The sequence below is a fragment of the Aerococcus sp. UMB1112A genome (assembly GCF_030230715.1).
Lineage (GTDB): Bacteria > Bacillota > Bacilli > Lactobacillales > Aerococcaceae > Aerococcus.
Genome location: NZ_JASPDS010000004.1, coordinates 67153 through 91233, shown reverse-complemented (window position 1 = coordinate 91233; position 24081 = coordinate 67153). Strand labels below are relative to the sequence as shown.

24 protein-coding genes are annotated in these 24081 nt (G+C 48.4%); 18 read left to right on the top strand and 6 right to left on the bottom strand.

Features of this window, described 5'->3' with window-relative positions:
• Positions 1-2 precede the first annotated feature (2 nt).
• The 7 genes from QP860_RS03705 to QP860_RS03675 all read left to right on the top strand — a co-directional run bounded on the left by QP860_RS03705 (position 3) and on the right by QP860_RS03675 (position 6867).
• Positions 3-674, top strand: a complete 672-nt coding sequence (locus QP860_RS03705) for a YggS family pyridoxal phosphate-dependent enzyme (RefSeq protein WP_070617739.1) — start codon at positions 3-5, stop codon at positions 672-674.
• Positions 675-685: 11 nt separating this feature from the next.
• Positions 686-1222: a cell division protein SepF gene (locus tag QP860_RS03700; RefSeq protein WP_070617742.1), complete on the top strand. Its 537-nt coding sequence runs from the start codon at positions 686-688 to the stop codon at positions 1220-1222.
• Positions 1215-1466: a YggT family protein gene (locus QP860_RS03695; protein WP_083294330.1), complete on the top strand. Its 252-nt coding sequence runs from the start codon at positions 1215-1217 to the stop codon at positions 1464-1466. Before QP860_RS03700 ends, QP860_RS03695 begins: the two co-directional genes overlap by 8 nt.
• 507 nt (positions 1467-1973) lie before the next feature.
• Positions 1974-2762: a YlmH family RNA-binding protein gene (locus QP860_RS03690; RefSeq protein WP_070617748.1), complete on the top strand. Its 789-nt coding sequence runs from the start codon at positions 1974-1976 to the stop codon at positions 2760-2762.
• A gap of 16 nt (positions 2763-2778) precedes the next feature.
• Positions 2779-3561: a DivIVA domain-containing protein gene (locus QP860_RS03685; RefSeq protein WP_070617752.1), complete on the top strand. Its 783-nt coding sequence runs from the start codon at positions 2779-2781 to the stop codon at positions 3559-3561.
• Positions 3562-3866: 305 nt separating this feature from the next.
• Positions 3867-6650: an isoleucine--tRNA ligase gene (ileS, locus tag QP860_RS03680; RefSeq protein ID WP_070617755.1), complete on the top strand. Its 2784-nt coding sequence runs from the start codon at positions 3867-3869 to the stop codon at positions 6648-6650.
• Between the two features lie 4 nt (positions 6651-6654).
• Complete coding sequence (locus QP860_RS03675) at positions 6655-6867, top strand: cold-shock protein (protein ID WP_070617758.1); 213 nt, start codon at positions 6655-6657, stop codon at positions 6865-6867.
• A gap of 770 nt (positions 6868-7637) precedes the next feature.
• On the opposite strand, the gene QP860_RS03670 is transcribed toward QP860_RS03675, so the two are convergent.
• The 3 genes from QP860_RS03670 to QP860_RS03660 form a co-directional block, all read right to left on the bottom strand.
• Positions 7638-7886, bottom strand: a complete 249-nt coding sequence (locus QP860_RS03670) for a GlsB/YeaQ/YmgE family stress response membrane protein (protein WP_070429985.1) — start codon at positions 7884-7886, stop codon at positions 7638-7640.
• Between the two features lie 76 nt (positions 7887-7962).
• Positions 7963-9126: a toxic anion resistance protein gene (locus QP860_RS03665; RefSeq protein WP_284912205.1), complete on the bottom strand. Its 1164-nt coding sequence runs from the start codon at positions 9124-9126 to the stop codon at positions 7963-7965.
• 14 nt (positions 9127-9140) lie between these two features.
• Positions 9141-9707, bottom strand: coding sequence for a 5-bromo-4-chloroindolyl phosphate hydrolysis family protein (locus QP860_RS03660; RefSeq protein ID WP_284912204.1), 567 nt, complete (start codon positions 9705-9707; stop codon positions 9141-9143).
• Positions 9708-9877: 170 nt separating this feature from the next.
• On the opposite strand from QP860_RS03660, the gene QP860_RS03655 reads away from it, so the two are divergent.
• The 7 genes from QP860_RS03655 to thiI all read left to right on the top strand — a co-directional run bounded on the left by QP860_RS03655 (position 9878) and on the right by thiI (position 16786).
• Positions 9878-10435, top strand: a complete 558-nt coding sequence (locus QP860_RS03655; RefSeq protein ID WP_284912203.1) for an NUDIX hydrolase — start codon at positions 9878-9880, stop codon at positions 10433-10435.
• Positions 10428-10814, top strand: a complete 387-nt coding sequence (locus tag QP860_RS03650; RefSeq protein ID WP_284912202.1) for a hypothetical protein — start codon at positions 10428-10430, stop codon at positions 10812-10814. Before QP860_RS03655 ends, QP860_RS03650 begins: the two co-directional genes overlap by 8 nt.
• A gap of 13 nt (positions 10815-10827) precedes the next feature.
• A complete protein-coding gene (locus tag QP860_RS03645; protein ID WP_070617927.1) occupies positions 10828-11523 on the top strand; it encodes a 5'-methylthioadenosine/adenosylhomocysteine nucleosidase in 696 nt (231 codons plus the stop codon).
• 210 nt (positions 11524-11733) lie between these two features.
• Positions 11734-12348 (top strand): 30S ribosomal protein S4, encoded by a 615-nt coding sequence (rpsD, locus tag QP860_RS03640; protein ID WP_067972024.1) that lies wholly within the window; start codon positions 11734-11736, stop codon positions 12346-12348.
• A gap of 251 nt (positions 12349-12599) precedes the next feature.
• Positions 12600-14324 carry a septation ring formation regulator EzrA gene (locus QP860_RS03635; protein ID WP_284912201.1) on the top strand — a complete coding sequence of 575 codons (1725 nt, stop codon included), beginning with the start codon at positions 12600-12602 and terminating at the stop codon, positions 14322-14324.
• Between the two features lie 75 nt (positions 14325-14399).
• On the top strand, positions 14400-15551 hold the full coding sequence (locus QP860_RS03630; protein WP_070617774.1) for a cysteine desulfurase family protein: 1152 nt from the start codon (positions 14400-14402) through the stop codon (positions 15549-15551).
• Between the two features lie 8 nt (positions 15552-15559).
• A complete protein-coding gene (gene thiI, locus QP860_RS03625; RefSeq protein WP_070617777.1) occupies positions 15560-16786 on the top strand; it encodes a tRNA uracil 4-sulfurtransferase ThiI in 1227 nt (408 codons plus the stop codon).
• A 522-nt stretch (positions 16787-17308) separates the two neighbouring features.
• On the opposite strand, the gene QP860_RS03620 is transcribed toward thiI, so the two are convergent.
• On the bottom strand, positions 17309-17461 hold the full coding sequence (locus QP860_RS03620; protein WP_141744581.1) for a MerR family transcriptional regulator: 153 nt from the start codon (positions 17459-17461) through the stop codon (positions 17309-17311).
• Positions 17462-17581: 120 nt separating this feature from the next.
• Here QP860_RS03620 and QP860_RS03615 point away from each other — a divergent pair, with 120 nt between their 5' ends.
• Positions 17582-18286, top strand: a complete 705-nt coding sequence (locus QP860_RS03615) for a response regulator transcription factor (protein WP_067972011.1) — start codon at positions 17582-17584, stop codon at positions 18284-18286.
• A complete protein-coding gene (locus QP860_RS03610) occupies positions 18283-19392 on the top strand; it encodes a sensor histidine kinase (protein ID WP_070617780.1) in 1110 nt (369 codons plus the stop codon). Before QP860_RS03615 ends, QP860_RS03610 begins: the two co-directional genes overlap by 4 nt.
• Positions 19393-19520: 128 nt before the next feature.
• Here QP860_RS03610 and yidC read toward each other — a convergent pair whose 3' ends face one another.
• The gene (gene yidC, locus QP860_RS03605) at positions 19521-20450 is read right to left on the bottom strand and encodes a membrane protein insertase YidC (RefSeq protein ID WP_284912200.1); all 930 of its coding nucleotides are present in this window, start codon (positions 20448-20450) and stop codon (positions 19521-19523) included.
• A gap of 65 nt (positions 20451-20515) precedes the next feature.
• Positions 20516-20788: an acylphosphatase gene (locus tag QP860_RS03600; RefSeq protein WP_070617782.1), complete on the bottom strand. Its 273-nt coding sequence runs from the start codon at positions 20786-20788 to the stop codon at positions 20516-20518.
• A 184-nt stretch (positions 20789-20972) separates the two neighbouring features.
• Between QP860_RS03600 and QP860_RS03595 the strand changes: the two genes are divergently transcribed.
• Both QP860_RS03595 and pgsA read left to right on the top strand, forming a co-directional pair.
• Positions 20973-23339: a DNA translocase FtsK gene (locus QP860_RS03595; protein ID WP_070617785.1), complete on the top strand. Its 2367-nt coding sequence runs from the start codon at positions 20973-20975 to the stop codon at positions 23337-23339.
• Between the two features lie 14 nt (positions 23340-23353).
• Complete coding sequence (pgsA, locus tag QP860_RS03590; protein WP_070617788.1) at positions 23354-23932, top strand: CDP-diacylglycerol--glycerol-3-phosphate 3-phosphatidyltransferase; 579 nt, start codon at positions 23354-23356, stop codon at positions 23930-23932.
• Positions 23933-24081: the final 149 nt, after the last annotated feature.

Below are 24081 nucleotides of genomic sequence, written 5' to 3'. Positions count from 1 at the left end.
GCATGACCTACCAAGATAATGTACAGGCCGTTCGCCAACGGATTCAAACTGTGCAGCAGGAATCAGCCTTGGCCTCTGAGGATGTCAGGCTGATTTGTGTTTCTAAGTACCATTCGGTGGAAGAGACCATGTCACTCTATCAAGTGGGACTGAGAGACTATGCTGAGAATTATGTGGATGGTCTTTTAGAGAAGAAGGCAGCCATGCCTGATGACTGTGTTTGGCACTTAATCGGCCCCTTGCAATCGCGTAAGGTCAAGGATGTTATTAATGAAGTGGACTACTTCCATGCTTTGGACCGGTTAAAGATTGCTAAAGAGATTCAAAAGCGAGCCGACCATGTCGTCAAGTGTTTCGTCCAGGTCAATGTATCAGGGGAAGAAAGCAAGTCAGGAATGGCTCCAGAAGAATTAGAAGCTTTTATCGAAGACCTGGCCAAGTTTGACAAAGTGGAAGTGGTCGGTTTAATGACCATGGCCCCCCATGACGCCAGCGACGAGGCCATCCATAGCTACTTTGGCCGCTTGCGTGAGCTGGGGCAAAGTATCCAAGCTAAGAAGCTAGCCTATGCCCCTTGCCAAGAACTGAGCATGGGAATGAGTTCGGATTATCCTTTAGCTATTGCTGAAGGGGCGACCTGTGTCCGGATAGGCTCTGCCTTGTACCAAGAATAAGTGGGGGATTTATGGCATTTAAAGACTTTGTGCAATCGATTTTTATCAATGACGACCAAGAGGTGGAGGACTACGCCTTCGACGATGACCTAGCGGCTTCCCCAGAAGCTGTAGATGCCTTGGCTAGAGAAGATTTTGAACCGGAGGAGGATGTTCAGATGGCTGACCAAGCAAAGAAGACCAATCAAAAATTAATTCGTATGGATGGGGGCCGTCAAGCAAGCCAACAGACGATTCAAATCTTCCTGCCGAGAATTTTTGGCGAAGCGGAGCGTATCGGTGACCTGCTCTTAGAAGGCAAGGGTGTGATCTTGAACTTTGACCGGATGGACGATGCCGATGCTCGCCGCTTTATCGACTATATCGCGGGTGTGGTCTTTGCCATCCATGGTGACATGCAGCGAATTGGCCAGGATGTCTTCCTAGCTGTTCCGGCGACGATTGATATCCAAGGGGTCTACGAAGACCAAGTCGATCCGAGCCATTATCGTTACGAGTCCGACCGCCGTTATGACCCTTTCAAGGAGGAACAAGACATCCATGACTAATATCATTTGGTTACTACAAGAACTGATCCAGCTCTACAGCTTTGTTCTCATTATTTATGCCCTTCTCTCCTGGTTTCCCGGGGCAAGAGATAGCAAGTTAGGACAATTGATCAATAGCCTGGCCGAGCCCTATATCTCCTTCTTTGATTCCTTCATTCCTTCACTCGGAGGAATTAGTTTCAATGTAGTGATTGGTCTGCTCGTGCTCCAATTAGCCCAACGCGGCCTGACAATCTTTTATTAAGAGGACAGGGATATGAGAGGATGCATGCGAAAGGGATTTTTATGAAGAGGAGCCCTTTCTGCCTTTGCAAACCTGACTAGATATGAACCGAATTAGTGATTAAAGTGAGAATTAACAAGCTAGCAGAAACCTTGCTAGCTTGTTTTCGTTATGGTGATCTCAGGCATCTTGCTAACAGAGTTTCGACTTGCTAATGGGAGCTTTATTCGCAAGTTGACCCCAAGCTACTTTCTAATAGGGGCCATGTTCGCAAGTTGCCGCTAGCCTACTTGCTAATGCGAGCCTTGTTAACAAGTTGCCGCAAACCTATTTGCGAATGGAGGGCTTGTTCGCAAGTCGCTAGACACAAGGGACGCCCAGCAAGCTAATTGATAAAAGAACCAGCACAACTTCCTATAGTCTGCTGTGAACTTTATCAATCTTGCCAGCAATTTTCAACGAATTCTTTCCACTTGGGCAAGTCTTAGTGTAGAATAAAGGAAAGAGTGAAGAAAGGAGGGCTCCGATTTGTCGGGAGACCTATTCCAACATTTTCCTGCAGAAGAAAAAAATTTCGTCGAACAAGTGCTAGACTGGCAAGGCCAGGTTCTTGACCAATACCGGCCTATTTTGTCCGACTTTCTCGATCCGAGAGAACAGGTAATTGCTCAAACAGTTCTGGGAAAGTCGCATTCAGACTATCGCTATGCTTTCTGGGGTGGCTATGACCAGGCAGAGCGCCAGCGCCTCTTCATCTATCCTCCTTATCTTGAAGCGGAAGAAGGGGACTACGACTTGGTCCTGGTTGAGATTTCCTATGCCAAGAAGTTTAACCAGCTGAGCCACCGCCAGGTCCTGGGCAGTTTGCTGGGACAGGGGCTCGAGCGCAAGGTTTTAGGAGATATCCTTAGCGATGGCGAGCGATGGCAATTCATTAGCAGCCAAGAGCTCCTGCCTTTCTTCATCCAGGAAGTCGACCGGGTGGGCCGGGCCAAGGTGGAGCTCCAGCCCGTCCCTTGGTCAGACCGCGTCCAGAGTCAGGAGAACTGGCAAGAGCGGACGATTAGTGCGGCCTCCTTGCGCTTGGACCTAGTCCTGGCTGAAGCTCTTAACTTGTCTCGAACCAAGGCCAAGTCACTGGTCCAGGCTAAGGCCATTAAGCAGAACTGGCAGGTCCAAGACCGGGTAGACCGGGAAGTGGCTGTTGGCGATACCCTCAGTGTCCGCGGCTACGGCCGGCTCTATATCGACCAGATTCTCGGCCAGTCCAAGAAGGGCAAGGTCCGCTTGGCCATCCAGTATTTAGCGAATCAATGAAAAGAGGTTGATGATAGTGAATGCAAGTGATTTAAAGGATAAGACTTTCAAGAGTAAATTATCAGGCTATGACAAACAAGAGGTAGATAGTTTCCTGCAAGAAGTGAGACACGCCATGGATAATCTGGAAACCTTAAATCAGTACATGCAACAAGAAATCTTCGAAAAGAATGCTGCATTGGATGAATTCCGGGGCAAGGAATCAGCCCTCAACCGGTCCATCGTGGTGGCCCAGGAAGCCGCAGATAAATTGCGAGAAGAAGCCCTCAATGAGGCTGAGCTGATTGTCAGCCGGGCTGAAGAATCGGCCAATGAGCTCTTGACCCAGGCAGCAGAACGGGCTGTGGCTGTCGATACCGAAACAACCTATCTCCAACAGCACGGCCAGGTGCTAAGGGGGCAGCTCTTAGGACTCATCCACAATAGCCAACAGAGCTTAGAAGATGAACGCTGGGATAAGATTTTCACCGCTCGCGAAGAAGCCCGGGGCCAGTGCCCTAATCTGGAAGAATTGATTGCTGACTTGGACCTGCCTGTGCGTAATGACAAGGCGGCAGAGATCTTTGACCTGGCCAATGCCCAAGTCGATGAAGCCAAGCAGAAAGAAGAATTCTTCAACAATGATCAAGTAGCTGTGATGCCTGATGAAGTCAAGGAGGTCCTCGAGCCCGAAGATGTTGAGCACCTCACCCAAGGCCAAGCCGCCGAAGAAGAAGCGCCAAGCCAGGAGGGAACAGGGGCAGCCCCTGAGCAAAAGCAAGCATTAGTCTTTAAGAATGCGGACGAGCCGGACGATTAAGAAGTCTAGGCTTGAAAAATGAGAAGAATTTTAGTATCATTAGCCATGTATATAAAACAGAACGGAACACGGTCTTAAGGGGCGCTTATCAGAGAATCTGCGGTAGCTGTGAAGCAGACTAAGCTAAGCTTAAGATTATCATCCGAATGAGGCTCTGCTGAATTGGAGTAGGCAGAGACGTTAGCGGCGTTAACGCTTTAAGAGTTGCTTGCAACTAAATTTGGGTGGTACCACGATCGCTTCGTCCCTTGCGGATGGAGCTTTTTTTATGTACAGGATATGGATCAAAGAAAGCGGGGAAAAACATGAAGATGAAAGAAACCCTTAATTTAGGGAAAACCAAGTTCCCAATGCGTGGGAACCTACCAGTTAAAGAAGTTGAACGACAAAAAGAATGGGCAGAACAGGATATCTATGGCAAGCGCCAAGCCTTAAACAAGGACAAGACACCCTTTGTCCTCCATGATGGCCCTCCTTATGCTAATGGCGCTATCCACATTGGCCATGCTATGAATAAGATTGCCAAGGATATTATTGTTCGTTCCAAGTCCATGTCGGGTTATCGGGCGCCTTATGTGCCAGGCTGGGATACCCACGGCCTGCCTATTGAACAAGCTGTCACCAATTCCGGTGTTGACCGCAAGGCCTTGTCAACCGCAGAATTCCGTAAGATCTGCGCAGACTATGCTTGGAAACAAATTGAAGGCCAAAGGGAAGACTTCAAACGTTTAGGGGTTGCCGGTGAATGGGACAAACCTTATGTGACTTTGGATCCAAAATTTGAAGAAGAACAAATCCGTGTCTTCGGGAAGATGGCCGCCAAGGGTCTTATCTACAAGGGCAAGCGCCCGGTTTACTGGTCACCATCTAGCGAATCGACCCTAGCCGAAGCTGAAGTGGAATACCGGGATGTAGAATCCCCAAGTATCTACGTGGCCTTCAAGTTAAAGGATGGTCATGGTAAGTTGCCAGAAGATAGCGAACTCGTTATCTGGACCACGACCCCTTGGACCTTGCCAGCTAACCTAGGGATCTCCGTCCATCCTGACTTTATCTATTCCGTGGTTGAAGTGGATGGCCGTCATTTTGTGATTGCTAAAGAGCTCCTAGAAGACGTAGCGGAAACTTTAGGCTGGGAAGACTACCAAGAAATTGATGAAATTAAAGGTTCTGATATGGACCGCATGGTGGCCCAGCATCCTTTCTATGACCGGGATTCCCTTGTTATGGTAGGGACCCATGTCACTGCAGATTCCGGTACTGGCCTGGTCCACACCGCTCCTGGCCACGGGGAAGACGACTTTTACATTGGCCAAGCTTACGGTTTAGACGCCCTGTCGCCAATTGACGACCAAGGCTGCTATACCGACGAAGCGCCAGGCCTGGAAGGGGTCTTCTATGAAGATGGGAACGAAAAAGTTCTCGCCAAGTTAAAAGAAGTTGGCGCCTTGCTCCATGTGTCTTACTTCACCCACAGCTACCCTCATGACTGGCGGACCAAGAAACCTGTCATCTACCGGGCAACCCCACAATGGTTCTGCTCCGTTGATAAGATCCGTGACCGTTCGCTTGAAGCCATTGAGAATGAAGTGGACTGGCTCCATCCTTCTGGTGAAAAACGCATCTACAATATGATCCGCGACCGGGGCGACTGGGTGATCTCCCGCCAACGGGTATGGGGCGTGCCGCTCCCTATCTTCTATGCCGAAGATGGCCAAGAAATTATTAGCGAAGAAACCATTAACCATGTGGCAGAGCTTGTTGGCGAACATGGCTCTAATGTTTGGTTCGAATGGGAGGCTAAAGATTTACTCCCTGAAGGTTTCAGCCATCCAGGCTCACCTAACGGCCAATTCACTAAAGAAATGGATATCATGGATGTTTGGTTTGACTCTGGTTCAACCCACGCCGGCGTTTTAGGCACACGGGATAACTTAACCTTCCCAGCCGACCTCTATCTAGAAGGTTCTGACCAATACCGGGGTTGGTTTAACTCAAGCCTCTTAACCTCAGTTGCTGTCAACGACCAAGCCCCTTACCGGGCCGTACTTTCCCAAGGTTTCGTTAATGATGGGGAAGGGCGCAAGATGAGTAAGTCCTTAGGTAATACCGTGTCACCAAATGATGTCTGCAAGCAACGCGGGGCCGATATCCTGAGACTCTGGGTAACTTCTGCTGATACTTTATACGATGTGCGGATTTCTGACGATATCCTCGGCCAAGTGTCTGAAGCTTACCGCAAGATCCGCAACACAATTCGCTTTATGCTGGGTAACCTGACCGACTTCAAACCAAGTGAAAATGCTGTCAGCTATGATAACTTAGACCCCATCGACCAATTCATGCTCAACAAGCTCAATGAACTGGTTAAAGAAGTGGAAGCTGCCTATGACCGCTATGACTTCATGACCGTCTACCAAGGTATCCTCAACTTCCTGACAACGGAAATGTCCAGCTTCTACCTGGATTATTCCAAGGATGTGACCTATATCGAATTAGCGGATAGCCCAGCCCGCCGGAAGATGCAAACTGTGATGTACCAAGTGGTTAGAGACCTGACCCTCTTGCTTACACCAGTTATCCCACATACGACTGAAGAAATCTGGCAATATCTGGATGAAGAGGCGGACTATGCTCAATTGGCTGAATTCCCTGAGCTAAAAGACTACAGCAACAGCCAAGAATTATTGGACTTCTGGAATGCCTTCCTCGATTTCCGTGACGATGTCAACAAGAGCTTGGAAGAAGCTAGAAATACTAAGTTAATCGGGAAGTCACTTGAAGCTGACCTGATTATCTATGCCGATGCGGATACCCAAAGCAAACTGGCCCAAGTTGGCGACCAACTCCGGACCTACTTGATTGTCTCCCAAGTTGAAATCAAGCCGCTAGAAGAGAAGACTGACCAAGCCCATGACTATGACCACTATGCCTTGGAGGTGACCCAGGCAGACGGTGAAGTTTGCCAGCGTTGCCGGGGCGTTTACCCAAGTGTGGGTCAAATCCCTGAAGCACCAACGCTTTGCCAACGCTGCTATGACATTGTCAGCGAACACTTCCCTCAAGCTTTAGTAGAAGAAGAGGAGTAAATTCATGTACCAAGGAATTGTGAAATCTTATTCAGCTGATAAGGGCTATGGCTTTATTGACCTCCCACAAAATCCCGAAGAAGATAGTCTCTTCTTCCATGCTTCTGCCCTCCAAGGGGCCTTCAGCCAGCAACTCAAAGCAGGACAAAAACTCCGCTTTGAAATTGCGGAAGGGGAGCGCGGCCCACAGGCTGTGAACATTCATCTTGACCAATAATTGCTAGAAAATAAAACTGTGCGACCTAGGATTTAGGTTTCGCACAGTTTTTGTATTTAATAAAGTCTGTTAGTGAGCATGACTTGGGCTAGCAACTTGTGAACAAAGCCACTATTAGCGAGTTGACTGGTGGCTACTAGCAAATGGACCCTCTATTAGCAAGTAGGCTGGGTTCAACTAGCGAATAAGGCCTCTATTAGCGAGTCGACTGCTGGTAACTTGTGGACAAGCCTCCCATTAGCAAGTAGCTTGGCAATAACTTGCTAATGAGGCGTCTATTAGCAAGTCTGACTTGCCCTTATTCCGCCTTACTCCAAGTATCCAAAGCTAAGCGCTCCCTCACACCCTGTCTAGTCGGGTTCGATCGCGCAGAACTGGCTCCTCTTCACAAAGCGCCGTCGAAGACTTTCAGTCTTCTCTGTCACTTTGCTCCAGAGGTCCACTTCTACCCGCGCTCCCTCACACCCTGTCTAGTCGGGTTCGGTCGCGCAGAACTGGCTCCTCTTCACAAAGCGCCGTCGAAGACTTTCAGTCTTCTCTGTCGCTTTGCTCCAGAGGTCCACTTCTACCCGCGCTCCCTCACACCCTGTCTAGTCGGGTTCGAGGATGCAGAAAGGGCTCCTCTTCGTAAATGACCGTCGAAGGCTTCCAGTCTTCTCTGGTCGTTTACTCCAGAGGTCCCTTTCTCCCGCATCCTCTCACACCCTGAAATAAAAAAGGCTGTATCCGGAGGGACACAGCCTGTGTTTTTCTTAGCTTATACTACCGTTTTATGCGAAGCGGCGCATGAGCCAAGAAACTAAGATGACTAAAATAACGGCACCAATGATGGATGGAATAATAGCGATTCCGCCCCAAACTGGGCCGAAGACGGGTAGGAGTTTACCGCCAATCCAGCTGCCAATGAGACCAGCAACGATGTTACCGATAATTCCAAATGGGATATCCTTGCCTGCAATCCATCCTGCGATTGCACCAACGATACCGCCCCAGATAAGTGTCCAAAGCATGTGATTCATCCCTTTCCTTCTTTAATATATAACAATTATAGTACATTCGTGTATTTGAAGCAATTCTTAGCCCCAGGCCCAGTTTCTAGGCCTGGCGGCGGTCCATATCTTTGAGCAAGCTTTCTTTGAGTCGGTCTTCCATATTGATGAGTCGGCCTTCTGCTTCTTGGCGCTTCTTCCGGCCTTCCTGTTGGATTTGGAAGGTCTCTTCAATGGTATGGACCAGGCTCTTTTGAACATGTTCCAGGGTTTCGATGTCGACGATGCCCCGCTCATTTTCCCGGCTGATCTCTAAACTAGATTGCTCCAACATATCTGCATTCTGACGGAGGAGCTGGTTAGTTGTATCTGTAACTGCTTGTTGGGCCTTGAGGGCATCGCTTTGCCGCTGGAGGGAGAGTTGGATGGCCATCTGGTTCTTCCAGAGGGGGATTGCCGTGTGAACTGAGGACTGGATCTTTTCAGCCAGAGCCTGGTTGGTATTTTGGATCAGGCGGATCTGCGGGGCCTGCTGGATAGAGACTTGGCGGGTTAACTTGAGGTCGTAGATCCGCTTCTCTAGGCGGCTGGCGAATTGACGGAGGTCGGCAAGTTCTTGGGCGACCATTTGATTGTCTGCTGCCTGGGCTTCTTGAAGCTTCTGAGGGATTAATTCTTCTTCGAGCTCTTGGTACTTGAGCTGGGCTGCTGCAATATAGATATTCAGCACCTTGAAGAATTCGTAGTTTTCGTCATAGAGGCCATCGAGGTCTTGGTTGTCCTTGAGCAGTTGGGTCTGGTGGCGGTCTAATTGGTCAGCGATTTGGTCGACTTGGACGGCGACTTGTTGGAATTTGGCGTTGGCCTCATAGAGAGATAGCTTGGACCGGTTGAAGAAACGTTTAATGGGATTCGTCTCATTTTGTTGGAGCTTGTTCAACTCGCTCTCATTTAAGCGATCCATGAGCTGGCGCAGGCTGACCCCAATCTCTCCAGTATCCTTATTGCGAACCTGGTCGATCATGGCATGGGAGAATTGGTTGAGCTTGGATTGGGCCTTGCTGCCGTAAGCGGTTAAGCCGGACATGTTCTTTTCGTCAATCATCTTGGCCATGGCCTGGGCTTGCTGTTTTTCCTTATCCGACAAGCGGTCGAAGAGACTTGTATCCTGCTTTTGAGCTTGGGTCTGGAGCTCTCCTTCCTCCTGGTCGAGGGCAAAAGGCTGGGCTAATAGATCATCGAAATCATTAGAAAAATTATTCTGAGTCATTAACAACACTCCTTCTAGATAGTGAGGGCAAGAAAGTCTTTGTAAGATGCTTGGATCTCCTTGCCTAAGCGGTCGAGTTCTTTGCGACTGGCAGCCAGTTCACTGGCGTCTTCCCGAGCTGTAGTTAAGAGTTGGTAGTGGCGCAATTCCTTCTCTAAGCTAGGGAGGAGCTGGTAGCGAAAGTCCGCTGAATCAGCCAATAAATGGGGGTCCTGCTGGATGGCGTGGAAGTAGGCCTTGATTTCTTGGGCCTTGACTTGACCATGCGACTTCCTGCCTGTTTGGGCGAGGAGGGCTAAGATCCGTTCGATTTGCTCTAGGCTAGTTGCCATCTCCTGGCGAAAATACTGGATGTCTTGGTCGGACAGGCCATGTTCCTTATAGTGCTGGTAATTTTTCCGAGAGAGATGGGGGGCTGAATGTCGTTTTTTAAGATAGTAGCAGATGGCAAAGTTGACTAGCAGGATGGTCGCTAGGGTCGGCCAGAACTTTAAGTCTAGCCACCAGGCCGCTAGAATCAATAAGACATTGAAGGGACTGTAGAGGACCTGGTCCCAAGTTCTTTTACATATTTTCTTCATTAAACCGCCTTCTTTACTAATTTTAATGTTATTATAGCAAGGAATTCTCCCTGGCCCATCCGTCTTAGGGATGACTTTGCTTAGCTAGCAAGGGAGGGTGGATTTAGAAGAATATTTATAATTTTCCATGTATAATATAAAGTGATAATTTTGTGAAAGGATGGTAGGTCATGGAATTTGGTGAAAAAACTTTAAGTAGTGAAGTGATTTATGAGGGGAGTCTACTGACCTTAGAGAAGCAGACTGTGGAGATTTTCAATGGTGAAAGGGCCAATCGCGAAATCATCCACCATGCCCCAGCAGTTGGCATTATTGCTATCGATGAGGACCAGCGGCTGGTCTTGGTTAAGCAGTTTCGTAAGGCTATTGAACGGCCGATTCTTGAGATTCCAGCTGGTTTAGTTGATCCCGGGGAAGATTTCCTCGCCGCTGCCCAGCGTGAACTGGAAGAGGAGACCCAGCTTCAGGCCGAGGACTGGCAGACCCTGGATAAATTTTATGTTTCGCCCGGCTACTTGGATGAATACCTGCAGATCTACTCTTGTCGCGGCTTAGAAACAGTCAGCAATCCTAGGCCCCAGGATGCGGATGAACATATCGAAGTCTTCCGTCTCAACTTGAGTGAAGCCAAGCAAGCTGCCGCTAGCGGGGAGATCTGTGACATGAAGACCATCTATGCCATCCAATACCTAGAAAAGCAACTATTGAAGGAAGGAAACCATGGCTAAAGATCCTCTAATTACTCGACAGTCTTATCGCAAATACCAAAAGAAAAAAAGAGAAAAGGCCTTAGAAGAAGCCAAGCAGGAAGCCGGACAAGGGGCGAAGAAGTCTCGGCCGAAAGCAGCGGCTGCCAGCAAAAAGCCCAAGCAAAAAGCTCGTCCCGCTTCCCAAGCGAGCCAGCGCCCCCGGACCAAGTCCAAGCCGGCTAAGTCTTCAGACCGGGGCAGGACCTGGCACTGGCGCCAGGGTCAGGAAGCTAAGCAGCTGGCCGACCAGGCCGACCAGAAGCCTGACCCAAGACCGATTGATGAATACCTCAACTGGGGAATTGGGCTCAGTCTCTTAGGAATTATCATTGTTACCTTGATTGCATTTTTTGTATAGGAGGATGAAAAGCTTGAAGATTGCTATTGTTGCAGCCTTGACCAAGGAAATTAGCTACTATTTAGATGAAATTACGGACCTCGAAGCTTCTCAGCAGGCAGGCGTTAAGATCTGGCGGGGCCATTACCAAGGCCACGAGCTTGCCATTGCCCAGTGTGGGATTGGCAAGGTCAATGCGGCCCTAGCGACAACTTTGCTGGCTATGGACGGACCTGACCTGATTATTAATAATGGCTCAGCGGGAGCTGTCGACAAGGACCTGGCAGTGGGCGACCTGGTCCTTGCCCAGGAAGCAGCCTACCATGATGTTGACATGACCGCTTTTGACCAGATTTATGGCCAAATTGAGGGCTTGCCTGCCCGTTTCCAAGCAGATTCCAATTACCTTTCACGTTTCGAACAATGCCTGGCTGACCAGGGCGAGACAGTCAACCGAGGCTTAGTCGTTTCAGGGGATAGCTTCGTAGCAAGCCCAGCCAAGGTGGAAGAGATCGCCCAGAATCTTCCAGGTGCCCTCTGTACCGAGATGGAAGGAGCAGCAATTGCTCATGTCGCCTATCAGTTCCAGCTTCCTTTCCTGATTGCTCGGGCTATGTCAGACACTGCTGAGCAGGATGCGGCTATTGACTTTGACCAATTTATTTCTGAAGTGGGGCCTAAGAGCGCCCGGTTGACTTTGAACTTTATCGGCCAATATTTGAAAGATTAAGCTTGACAAGCCGATTAAAGCTTGATAAGATAATTTTTGTGTAAAATAATGCAGCACAGTTGAAGCAAGCTCGTCAACAGTCCTCCCACATAGGTGAAGCAAGTATCCGCGGCTGCAATAGGAGAAAGCCAAGGAGCGGACTGCACGAATGCGATCAGCTGAATGACTTATTTTACTCCAATAAATCAATTTATATGGAGGAATTCATCAATGTCACGTTATACAGGACCAACATGGAAAGTATCCCGTCGTTTAGGGATCTCATTATCAGGTACAGGTAAAGAATTAAGCCGTCGCCCTTACGCACCAGGTCAACACGGACCTAACCAACGCCGTAAGAGCCTATCAGAATACGGTTTACAATTACAAGAAAAACAAAAATTACGTTACATCTATGGGATGACTGAAAAACAATTCCATAACTTGTTCGTAAAAGCTGGTAAAATTAAAGAAGGTAAGCTCGGGGTTAACTTCATGATCTTACTTGAACGTCGCTTAGACAACATGGTTTACCGCTTAGGTTTGGCTTCAACTCGTCGCCAAGCTCGTCAATTGGTTACCCACGGCCACATCTTAGTTGATGGCAAACGTGTGGATATCCCTTCTTACTTAGTGGATGTTGACCAAGTGATCGGCGTTCGTGAAAAATCTAAAGAAATCCAAGTGATCAAGGATTCTGTTGAAGGTTTATACGGCCACGTTCCATATGTATCATTCGATGAAGAAAAATTCGAAGGCTCATTAACTCGCTACCCAGAACGCGACGAAATGAACCCAGATATCGATGAATCACTCGTCGTTGAATACTACAACCAATTATCTTAATTTTAAGCTTAAACGATTTAAAGGAGCTAGCCTGGCTGGCTCCTTTTTTTGTCGGAAAAAATAATTTCCAAAGAGCAAAATTAAAATTTTGGATGCTTAAGCAGACACTTTGACAAAAGATCAGAAAAGAAAGAAGAGCAGTCAAGGGCTTTTTATGGACTCTCCCTAGGCTAAAGGGCTTTTTTCTGCTATAATTTATGAGTATAAGAAAGTAAGACATGATAAAATATTAATGAATTGGAGGAGCGAATGTGGAGCTATTAATCGCATTGCTCGTCGTGATTCTGATTGTGCTCATCAGCTATGGCATACTGTATTATTTAAGTAAGAAGCAGACTAAGACCAATCAGGAACTGGATGAGCAGAAACAAGAAATCATGGCGATTCCGGTTGCTGACAAACTCTATACGATCAAAAACAAGAATGTAACAGGTAAAACCGGACGGGCGCTCGAGAACGAACAGGCCAATTGGCAAACCGTAACCCAGTACAAGTTACCCGAAATTGAAGCGGTTCTCGTCTCAGCCCAGGACGCTACAGATAAATTATTTTCAAAAATTAAAGCCCGGCAAATGTCGGACAAGGCGGAAGACCTACTCCAGGAAGCTCGGACGGAAGTCGAGGGGATTAACCAGCGATTGGAGAAGCTCTTGGACCAGGAGGACGCCAATGCGAGCTACCATGAAGAGCTCTATGACCGCTATGCTAAGATCCGCAAGAAATTACTTGCCCATAGCTATGCTTACGGCCCTTCCCAGGAAACATTAGAGAAGAACTTGTCCTATATTGAATTAGATTTCACCAAATACAATGAATTGATGAATGATGGGGATTTTATCGGAGCTCATGAAATCTTAGAACAGATCCAGCAGGACATTGAGTCCTTAGAGGGGATGATGGAAGAAATTCCTAGCCTCTTGACTCGGATTGATGAAGAATACCTGGCCCAGTATGAAGACCTCAACCAAGGCTATAAGGCTATGTTGGATGAAGACTATCGTTTCCCTATGGATGTGGATATTCCTGAAGAGATCAACCAAGTCGATAAGGTCATCAATAATGCCAAGGAAGCCATTGCTCGGGCTGACCTGGATGAAGCCCAAGCCATTATGGAGCGGGCGGAAGTACAGATTGACCGGACCTATGAACTGATGGAAGCAGAACTTCGAGCCAAGCAATACATCGGCGGCAACCAGGGGGCCATGCAACAAACCCTAAGTAAGGTTCACCAGTCCAACCGTTATGCCATCTTAGAGATCGACCGTGTTGCTCAGAATTACCAGCTATCGGGTAGCGAGATGTCCCAGATGCGTGACTATGCTGATCAGATTGACCGCCTCCAGGAAACGATCGATTATACTAACCAGCAGGAAGGCAACCATACCATTGCCTACAGCGATATGGAAACCCGCTACCGGGATAGTTATGAGACCCTAGCTGAGATTGAGAAAGGCCAGTCCAAGATTGTTTCGTCATTGGCTGGTCTCAAGCAGCAGGAGCGGGAAGCCCGCGACCAGCTCTATCTCTACGAGCTCGACCTCCGCAATATCAAGCGCAAGGTTGGCCAGTACCACCTGCCTGGCCTAGATCCAAGTTATCTGGACCGTTTCTTTGCTTGTGAGGATACCTTGGATGCCATGCGCTCCAAGCTCAACCGAGTCAAGTTGGATATGGAAGAAATCAACCGCTTGAGCCAAATTGCTTCTGAGGATATTGAATATTTGGATACGGAAATTGAGAAGACCCTCGACTATGTGCGCTTGACCGAGACAGCTATCCAATATGCCAACCGTTACCGAGCTAACCATCCTGAGATTAATGATGCGGTGGACTATTCCCACTACCTCTTCAATGAGCGCTACGATTATCAGGGAGCCTACCAGGCCATCGTGGATTGTGTAGCGAAATTCGATAGCCAAGCTCAGAGCGAAATCGAGAAAATTTACCGCGCAGATAAGAACAAATATAATTATTAGTATCGTCAAGTTCCCTCTCCCGATCGGCGAAATCTGGAGAGGGTTCACTGTTTTAAGAGAAAGGAAGCTAACTTTATGTCAAAAACCATCTATTTTGACAACAGTGCCACCACTAAGATTTTTAAAGAAGCAGCAGAGTCTATGCTTAAAACGATGGAGACTTACTATGCCAATCCTTCCAGCCTCCATGCCTTGGGTAACCAGGCCCACCGTCTCCTAGACTCAGCCCGCAAGCAGGCTGCTGATATCTTAGGCTGTTCGCCAGAGGAAGTCTTTTTCACGGGATCGGGAACGGAGTCAGACAACTGGGCGGTTAAAGGAACAGCCCTGGAAAAAGCTGGAGCAGGCAAGCACCTGATCACCAGTCAGGTCGAACATCCCGCCATCATGAATACCATGCAGGCCCTTGAGAAACAAGGCTTTGAAGTGACCTACTTGCCTGTAGACAAGGAGGGCAAGGTCCATGCCGAAGACTTGAAGGCGGCCATTCGTCCTGATACGACCTTGGTCTCTGTGATGGCCATCAACAATGAAATTGGGAGCCAGCAACCTATCGCGGAATTGGCTGAGGTCTTAGAAGACTATCCGAGCATCCATTTTCATGTGGATGGGGTTCAAAGTTTCATGAAGACCCCACTTCCCCTTATCCATTCCCGGGTGGATTTGATGAGTTTTTCAGCACATAAGTTCAATGGGCCTAGGGGATGTGGTATCCTATATAAGAAGGCCAACCGGCAGATCCTGCCCCTCTTAGATGGGGGCGGCCAAGAGCACTTGCTCCGGAGTTCGACTGAGAACTTGCCCGCCATTGTGGCTACCGTTAAGGCTATGCGCTTGACCCAGGAAGGCGCTAATGAGGAAAGTAAGAGACACCAAGCCTTCCAAGACCGGCTCCGTCAGTTCTTGGCGGAAGAGGGGGACCAGGTAACTGTCTTCAGTCCCCAGGATGGTGCGGCTCATATTCTCTGCTTTGCTCTCAAAGGCGTTCGTGGTGAAGTGATGGTCCACGCCTTAGAAGAAGAGGGCATCTATGTGTCAACGACTTCTGCCTGTGCCAGCCGGAAGAGCCAGCAAGGATCCTCGACCCTGGCCGCTATGCCGGTAGATCCTAGCCTGGCCCGGTGTGCTATCCGTTTGAGCTTCGGATATGACAACCGAATGGAAGAAGTGGAAGACTTTATCGAAGTCTACCGCCGCTTACTCCACAAATTTGCTAAAATCCAATAGGAGGTCCTATGAAAAAAATTATTATGATTCGCTATGGGGAATTGTCCATTAAGGGTAAGAATAAGCGCCGTTTTATTCGGATACTCTCGGATAATATCAAGCGCGCCCTCTATGACTATCCCCAAGTTAAAGTTAGCCAGCAACACGACTTTATGTTCCTACATCTTGAAGATGCCCCTCAAGACAAGATTCTCGAGCGCCTGCAGGATGTCTTCGGCATCCAGTCCTACAGTCCGGCTCTGACTATCGAACGCGACTTCGAGAAACTTAAAGAAGTGGCTGTTGAAGTAGTCGCTAAGGAGATGGCCAAGTCTGATATTAAGACCTTTAAGATTGCTACCTCGCGTTCGGACCATTCCTATCGTCTAGATACTAATGCCATCAACCGGGAATTAGGTGCCCATGTCGGCGCAGCCTATCCAGAGCTCAAGGTCCAGCTCAAGCAACCTGATCTGACCTTGCGGGTGAAGGTGCGCGAACAAGACTTCCTCTTATCGACGGATTGGCTGCCAGGGCTGGGTGGCTTGCCCGTGGGTTCCAGCGCCAAAGCGACGCTCATGTTGTCGGGAGGTATCGATTCGCCGGTAGCTGGCTACTTGGCCATGAAGCGGGGCATCCGGGTGACCGCCCTCCATTTCGCCTCACCGCCTTATACCAGCCCCCAAGCCCTAGAAAAGGCTAAAAAATTAGCCGGCAAGCTTAGTCGTTTTTCGGCCTGGATTAACTTCTTAGAAGTGCCTTTTACCGAGATACAGGAAGAAATCAAAGAAAAAATCCCTAAAGAATACCTGATGACCGTGACCCGGCGGATGATGTATCGGGTGGCAGACCGCTTGCGGGACCAGTATGACGGCTTGGCTATTGTGAACGGCGAATCGGTAGGCCAGGTGGCTTCTCAGACGCTAGAGAGTATGTACACCATCAATGAAGTCAGCTCAACCCCGATTCTTCGTCCCCTAGTGACCATGGATAAGCTTGAGATTATCGATATTGCAGAAAGAATTGACACTTATGACTTATCCATCCAACCCTTCGAAGACTGCTGTACCGTCTTTGCGCCGCCATCGCCTAAGACCAAGCCCCATTTGGACGAGGTGGAATACTTGGAAAAACGCTTAGCCATCGATGAACTCGTCCAAGCAGCAGTCGACCAGACCAAGTTTGAGCGGATTGAATGGCAAGACCAAGTCGAAGAAGCTGAGCATATTGCAGATGAATTTGAAGATTTGTTGTAAAATAGAAGTAAGCATTAGAGTGTGATAAAAGTTGGGAGCTCTAGATCATCATCATGAGTGAAGTGGCTGCTAGAGCTGCCTTTTGGAACAGGTTTTATTAGAGTGTAACAAAAGTCGGGAGCATACAAAAAAGACTGGGGGATTCCCAGTCTTTGCTAGTCGGGTTCGCAAAGGCAGAAAGGGAGTGACTTCAGAAAAGTGGAACGACCGGCTAAAGCCGTTCTTATCCGCTTTTCCTCCAGTCATCCCTTTCTAGACGCCTTTGCTCACACCCTTGCTAGTCGGGTTCGGTCTGGCAGCTTTCCTGTCACTTCACAAGTCTCCGCCGCAGTCTTGCAGACTGCTCTGGTGACTTGTTCCAGTGAAGGAAAGCTAAGCGCCAGCCCTCACACCCTTGTTAGTTGGGTTTGCAAGAGCAGCTTTGGCGTGCTTTCGCAAGTTGGAAACGTGCAAGCCTGGCTTGCCCTTATTCCAACTTACTCCAAGCAGCCAAAGCTAACCGCTCTTGCTCACACCCTTGTTTTACCCGGCGTAGTAGCCGTAGAGGGCCATGGCGGTGGCGAAGACGACGGAGCCGATGATGGCGATGAGGCCGATCCAGATTAAGATTTGGCCACGACGTTTTTTCTTCTTTTTGTTATTGTACATTTTAGATTTTGGCATGTGCTGTGGCATAAGAAACCTCGCTTTCTCTTGTAAGCTGTACGCTTTTTATTATAGCATAGGGATATATGAATTGCTTAAGGAATATTTTTTCACAAAAACTAAATATTATGGAGATGGAGTGTGAATGAGATGAGTGAAGAAGCAACACGTGTATTAATTATTGAAGATGAAAAGAATTTAGCCCGTTTCATTGAATTGGAGCTGAAATACGAGGGCTATGAAGTGGAAACTTGCTACAATGGACGGACGGGACTCAAGGCCGCTCTTGAAGAAGACTGGGATATTATCCTGCTCGACCTCATGCTCCCAGAAATTAATGGGGTGGAAGTCTGCCGCCGCCTGCGCCATGAGAAGACGACACCAGTGATTATGATGACTGCTCGCGATTCTATTATTGACCGGGTGTCTGGTTTGGATCAGGGTGCCGATGACTATATTGTTAAACCTTTTGCGATTGAAGAACTCCTGGCACGGATGCGGGCCTTGCTTCGTCGCATCAATATTGCAGAGAGTGAATTCCAAGTGAAGCAAACCAAGCTGACCTTTAAGGATATCACGGTCGAAAAAGAAAACCGGATTGTTCACCGGGGGGATGATATCATCGACTTGACCAAGCGGGAATACGAGCTCTTAGTCACCTTGATGGAGAATGTCAACGTCGTCCTCTCCCGCCAGGAATTACTCAATAAGGTCTGGAATTATGACACTGAGATTGAAACTAATGTTGTGGATGTTTATATCCGTTACTTGCGCAATAAGATTGACCGCAAAGACCAACCTTCTTATATTCAAACTGTGCGCGGAACAGGCTATGTGATGAGGACTGAACAATGAAATTAGATAATCAACCTGATAACCAAGAGAAGAAAAAGCGAATTTCACTTTTTTGGAAATGGGGGCTTTGCCTATCAGGGATTATCTGGCTCATTGCCATGCTGGTACCAATAGCGATTGTGATCTTGAGTCCAGGAGAATTGGTGGTCTCGCTCACTTTTATCGCTTTTTTCCTCCTCTTTGCTTCAGGGGTGGCAGGTTTCTTAACGGCATCTTGGATGCTCCAGCCCATCCGTGATATTAAATTCACCCTGGACCGGATCTCCTTTAAGAGCATTGCCGATACCCGGGTGATCATCCGCGATAGCCAGGATGAGCTGACGGATATTTCCCTGGGGATTAACCAGCTCTTAGACCGGATGACCCATTATATCGACCAGCAGGTGCATTTTGTCGAGGATGCTTCTCACGAGCTGCGGACTCCAGTTGCGATTGTCCAGGGGCACTTAAAGATGCTCAACCGCTGGGGCAAAGATGATCCAGAAGTCTTACAGGAATCCATCCAATCGGCTCTGAGTGAGATTGAGCGCATGCGCGTTTTGGTCCAAGAGATGCTCGACCTGTCGCGGGCTGGCCAAGTGGAGATTCACTACCAAGATGAGGCGGTTGATGCCGGTATGGTGGTGGAAGAGTCTTATGAGAACTTCAAGATGCTCCACCCTGACTTCACCTTCATCTTGAATAATGAGCTCTCTAAGCCTTATTATGTGGCCATTAACCGCCACCATTTAGAGCAGTGCCTCATTATCTTATTGGACAATGCAGTCAAGTATTCCACCGATACCCCCTTGATTCATATTACGGTATCTACGGATGTGATCCGCTATGTGGAAATCGCCATCCAGGACTTTGGCGAAGGGCTTTCTCAAGAAGACCAGGATAAGATCTTTAACCGCTTCTACCGGGTGGATAAGGCCCGGTCTAGGGAAAGAGGTGGCAATGGTCTCGGCCTTCCCATTGCTCGTCAGCTGATCGAGGGTTACAAGGGTCAGCTCTTCGTAGAATCTTCCTTGAATAGCGGCTCGGTCTTCCACATCCGCCTGCCCTTAGCTGAGGAAGTTGATGATAAGGTCCGGTCAGTGGAAGAAGACTCAGATGCAAATTAAAAAAATGCCTTAAAGCAGGACAGAGTGTGCTGCTTTAAGGCATTTAATTTTGTTTTTGTGATAAGTGAGCATCCGTTCTTTTTTTGAATTTGGTCATTAAGTTACAGATGTTCAAGAATTGCTAGCGTCTACTTACGCTTTTGCTTGCCGGCATTCCGACCTTTTTTCGGACCCTTGTCAATTTGACGAGGAGCGTCGTCTTTGACGCTTTGGGTGACGTCTTTGGCTTGTGTGCTTGGACTAGTTTTCACTTTAACTGGATTTTTCTTCATCTCTTCTTCAATACGGGCTGTGATGCGTGGCCGGTAGATGAGATTGGTGTAGAGCGATTGGAGAACACCCCAGAGCGCTGATACAATGAAGTAAAGGGTCAGACCAGCAGGTGCGCTGAAGACGATGAAGCCCATCATAATTGGCATCATAAACATCGACATCTTCATTTGAGCCCGTTGCTCTTCTGGAATACCTTGGAGAGAAACCCAAGATTGCAGGGCATAGAGGGCAATCGTAATGATGGCGAAGAGTAGGCTTGGTTCGCCTAGAGGAATGCCAAAGAAGGTGTAGGCCTTGATTTCAGGGCTGGTTCGGATTGCTGCATAGAGGCCAGAGAAGATCGGTAATTGAATGAGGAGAGGCAGGCAGCCTTTCATCCCGCCTAGCATGGAGATATTATTTTCTTTAAGAAATTCTTGCTGCTCCATGGCGAGGCGCATCCGCTCTTCGTCAGAGCTGGCATTCTTTTGCCGCTCTTGCATTTCTTTCATATAGGGCTGGAATTCTTTCATCCGGACCGAATGTTCCATAGTGGAGTTCAACTGGCGCATGGTGAGCGGTAGAAGAACCAGACGCACCAGGATGGTCATGGTAATGATGGCTAGGCCATAATTTCCATTAAAGATCTCAGCAAACCAGTTGAGTAAACGGTTGATCGGCATGGCGAACCAACGGAAGCCAAAGCCGTCCGGATTATTTGGGTTGGCACAGCCAGCTAGTAATAGGCTACTAGTTAGCGTCAGGGCAAGCAGTTTGGCCCGCTTGCCTGTCAATGATTTAAACAATATGTCACGTCCTTTAATCTTTGATAAAACTTACCCTATTATTCTATCGAAACTCGCTTATGATTTCAATAAAGCGTTTCAAAAGAATCTTTAAAGTCTAAGTCTTCCTCGGCTATCAGGTCGACCTGGTCAATCCGCGCATAGGGATTGGCTTTTTCGAGGGCTTGGAGAAATTCCTCTCGGGTCTGGGCATCTGCTTGGAGGACCAGGCTGACACTGCCATCTGCCTCGTTCTTAACCGAACCCCCTAAGTGCCACTGGCGGGCTAGTTGACTGCAGTGAAAACGGAAGCCGACCCCTTGGACCCGGCCGCTGATACGAAGTTTACTGGTTAACATCTTGCAACCTCCTTTCCTTAATCATAGCATGCTTTGTTGGGCTGGGGGAATAGCTAGTAAAGAAATCTAACTTGTGGGGAAATTATTCCTAGCCCATAAGCTGCGTAAAAGCTGAAAATTGTATATAATATAGAGTGTATAATCGTCGAATCGATTAGTCGAGAAAGGATGTTGTCGGAAGTCAATGGCAAAAAGAAGAAGGAAAAAAACAAAAAAACGTACATTTAAAAATGAAGCGGTTGCCCTTGGCATGCTTGTGGTGACTTTATTTGGCATTTTCCGCTTAGGCTTTGTCGGCCGGCTCATTGCCCAGGTTATGCGCTTATTGGTGGGCGAGCTTTACTTGCCGGTCTTTGTTGGCTTGGCCTTGGCCATGGTCTGGCTGATTCTAACAGGTCAGGGCCCTAACTTGCGCAACCGTCTGTCCCAAGCCTGTCTCTGGCTCTTGCCCCTGCTAGCACTGATCTTACATTCTTGGTATTTTTCAGCCTTTGCGGATCAGGGCCAGTCTCTGATTAATGTGACCTGGTCTTTAGCGGCGGAAGCCCTCCGCCAGGGGACCTTCAGCCAGAGTTTGGGTGGGGGCATGCTTGGGGCCTTGCTTTACACTGTCTCTTATTTTACTCTGGGCCAAGTGGGGACCTATGTTCTCATCTTTATCGCCATCCTGGTCCTGCTCTGCTTTGTCATGAATATCTCCTGGCAGGAATTCTTGGAAGGCATCCAGATGCTCTGGACGGTCTTTTCAGATTGGTTCTCCAATTTCCTGGCAGACAGTAAGGAGAACTTGCAGAAGCAGTCAGAGAAGCGCCAGGCCAAGGCCAAGCAAAAGGCTAAGCAGTCTGAGCCCAAAGAAAAGAAGAACCGCATCCGGCCTAAAAAAGAAAGGACTGACCAAGAGGCCCAGCCTGCACCAAGAGAGCCGGTGGAAATCGTCGGCCTATCCTCTTCCCAGTCTTCAGGAGGGAGCCGGGCTAAGTCGAGTCCGAGTCAACAAGAAGCTCCTGCTCAAGCCGGCGCGCCTGCCCAAAATATTCCCTTAAAATTTGAATACGATGAGGAAGAAGAGGAGGACCATGAAGACCTGGCTGACATGAAAATGGAAGCCGAGGAAGAGAATCCTAATTATCGCCTGCCTCAGCCTGATCTCTTGAATGATCGGGAAGAAACGGACCAGTCCGGCGAATATAGTGTGATCCAACACAATATTGAGAAATTAGAGGAGACCTTCGAGAGCTTTAATGTCGATGCCAAGGTAGTCAAGGCTAACTTGGGACCAGCTGTGACCAAGTTTGAAATCCAGCCAGCTATCGGGACCAAGGTCAGCAAGATCACCAACCTAGCGGATGACATTGCCCTGGCCCTAGCAGCCAAGGATATTCGAATTGAAGCGCCGATTCCTGGCAAATCGGCCATTGGGATTGAGGTTCCTAACCAACAAGTCAGCCTGGTCGCCCTGCGTGATAGCTTGGAGAATGCTCCCAAGTCGCCCAAACTCTTGGAAGTTCCCCTGGGACGGAGTATCGCGGGCTCCATCCAGATGGCTGACCTGGCCAAGATGCCCCACTTGCTGGTAGCGGGCTCTACGGGATCGGGTAAATCGGTTTGTATTAACGGGATTATCATCTCGATCTTGATGAAGGCCAAACCTCATGAAGTTAAGTTAATGATGATCGATCCTAAGAAGGTGGAATTGAATGTCTACAACGGCATCCCCCATCTTTTAACCCCTGTTGTAACCAACCCTCGTAAGGCTGCCCAAGCCCTGAATAAGATTGTGGCAGAAATGGAAAGGCGCTATGAACTCTTTGCTGAAACGGGGGCTCGGAATATGAAGGGCTACAACCAACATATCCGTGAAAAGAACCGGGAAGAGGGGACGGACGATCCCTGCCTGCCCTATATCGTTGTCATCGTTGATGAATTGGCTGACCTGATGATGGTCGCCTCCAAGGAAGTGGAAGCCGCCATCATCCGTCTAGCTCAGATGGCCCGAGCAGCTGGTATCCATATGATCCTGGCCACCCAGAGACCTTCTGTTGACGTTATTACAGGGATTATCAAGGCTAATGTGCCTTCTCGGATCGCCTTTGCGGTCTCCAGTGGGACAGATTCGCGGACTATTATCGACCAGAATGGGGCCGAGAAGTTGCTAGGTCGCGGCGACATGCTCTTCATGCCGATGGGTGAGGGCAAGCCGATCCGAGTCCAAGGGGCCTTCATTGATGATGATGAAGTGGAACGCGTAGTTGATTTTGTGAAGTCCCAGCAAGAAGCAAATTATGTTGAAGCGATGATGCCCAGTGAAGCCAGTGAAGATAATCCAGCTGATGAACTTGATGAGATCTGGTCTGACGCCATGGAATTTGTCAAGGGTCGGGATACAGTATCCACGTCCATGATGCAGCGCCGCTTCCGCATCGGCTACAACCGGGCCGCCCGTATCATTGATGATATGGAACAGCGGGGAATTATCGGACCGGCTAATGGATCTAAGCCACGGGTTGTCAACATTTCCGATAACAGCGATGAGCCTTCACAAGCAAATTAAAGGAGAATTGAGAGATGAATTTACCTAATAAATTAACGATATTTCGGATTTTACTGATTCCCGTCTTCCTGCTCTTAGTGGAATTCCCCTTGGATTGGGGGACCTGGCATTTCTTAGGCAGTGCGATCGACCCTCATTTGTTTTTAGCGGCCTTGGTCTTTATCTTTGCTAGCTTTACTGATTGGTTGGACGGCTATATTGCTCGCCGCGACCACTTAGTCACTAATTTCGGTAAGTTTGCGGACCCCATCGCTGATAAAATGCTCGTCGCGACGGCCTTGATTGAATTGGTGACTCTGGGTAAGTCCCCAGGTTGGGTGGTCAGCCTGATTCTCATGCGGGAATTAGCTGTTTCTGGCCTGCGCTTGATCTTGGTCCAAGAAGGGGAGGTCATGGCAGCTAAATTTATCGGCAAGGTTAAGACTATGACGCAAATGTTCGCTGTCATCTTCCTTTTGGTTGATGATGCGCCCTTTGGCTTCCTACCCTTCTCAATCGGTCAGGTCTTGCTCTACCTCGCCCTCTTCTTCACCCTCTATTCGGGCTTTGACTATTTCATTAAGAACAAAAAAGTATTTAGTGATGGCCTCTAAGGGCTCAGCATAGAAAAAAGAAAAGTGATTAGGTCAAGCTCCTAGTCACTTTTTTATCAGGCAAGGACTTTTGGCCCAAGCTTTTTTTAAAAATTTGTTAGAATAAAAGTGAATTTTGGAAAAAATGGTCTATATATGAATAAGGAGGA

Coding starts and splice junctions, on each gene's coding strand:
- QP860_RS03705 (WP_070617739.1), top strand. CDS start 3: ATGACCTACCAAGATAATGTACAGGCCGTTCGCCAACGGATTCAAACT.
- QP860_RS03700 (WP_070617742.1), top strand. CDS start 686: ATGGCATTTAAAGACTTTGTGCAATCGATTTTTATCAATGACGACCAA.
- QP860_RS03695 (WP_083294330.1), top strand. CDS start 1,215: ATGACTAATATCATTTGGTTACTACAAGAACTGATCCAGCTCTACAGC.
- ileS (WP_070617755.1), top strand. CDS start 3,867: ATGAAGATGAAAGAAACCCTTAATTTAGGGAAAACCAAGTTCCCAATG.
- QP860_RS03675 (WP_070617758.1), top strand. CDS start 6,655: ATGTACCAAGGAATTGTGAAATCTTATTCAGCTGATAAGGGCTATGGC.
- QP860_RS03670 (WP_070429985.1), bottom strand. CDS start 7,886: ATGAATCACATGCTTTGGACACTTATCTGGGGCGGTATCGTTGGTGCA.
- QP860_RS03665 (WP_284912205.1), bottom strand. CDS start 9,126: ATGACTCAGAATAATTTTTCTAATGATTTCGATGATCTATTAGCCCAG.
- QP860_RS03660 (WP_284912204.1), bottom strand. CDS start 9,707: ATGAAGAAAATATGTAAAAGAACTTGGGACCAGGTCCTCTACAGTCCC.
- QP860_RS03655 (WP_284912203.1), top strand. CDS start 9,878: ATGGAATTTGGTGAAAAAACTTTAAGTAGTGAAGTGATTTATGAGGGG.
- QP860_RS03650 (WP_284912202.1), top strand. CDS start 10,428: ATGGCTAAAGATCCTCTAATTACTCGACAGTCTTATCGCAAATACCAA.
- rpsD (WP_067972024.1), top strand. CDS start 11,734: ATGTCACGTTATACAGGACCAACATGGAAAGTATCCCGTCGTTTAGGG.
- QP860_RS03630 (WP_070617774.1), top strand. CDS start 14,400: ATGTCAAAAACCATCTATTTTGACAACAGTGCCACCACTAAGATTTTT.
- thiI (WP_070617777.1), top strand. CDS start 15,560: ATGAAAAAAATTATTATGATTCGCTATGGGGAATTGTCCATTAAGGGT.
- QP860_RS03620 (WP_141744581.1), bottom strand. CDS start 17,461: ATGCCACAGCACATGCCAAAATCTAAAATGTACAATAACAAAAAGAAG.
- QP860_RS03615 (WP_067972011.1), top strand. CDS start 17,582: ATGAGTGAAGAAGCAACACGTGTATTAATTATTGAAGATGAAAAGAAT.
- QP860_RS03610 (WP_070617780.1), top strand. CDS start 18,283: ATGAAATTAGATAATCAACCTGATAACCAAGAGAAGAAAAAGCGAATT.
- QP860_RS03600 (WP_070617782.1), bottom strand. CDS start 20,788: ATGTTAACCAGTAAACTTCGTATCAGCGGCCGGGTCCAAGGGGTCGGC.
- QP860_RS03595 (WP_070617785.1), top strand. CDS start 20,973: ATGGCAAAAAGAAGAAGGAAAAAAACAAAAAAACGTACATTTAAAAAT.
- pgsA (WP_070617788.1), top strand. CDS start 23,354: ATGAATTTACCTAATAAATTAACGATATTTCGGATTTTACTGATTCCC.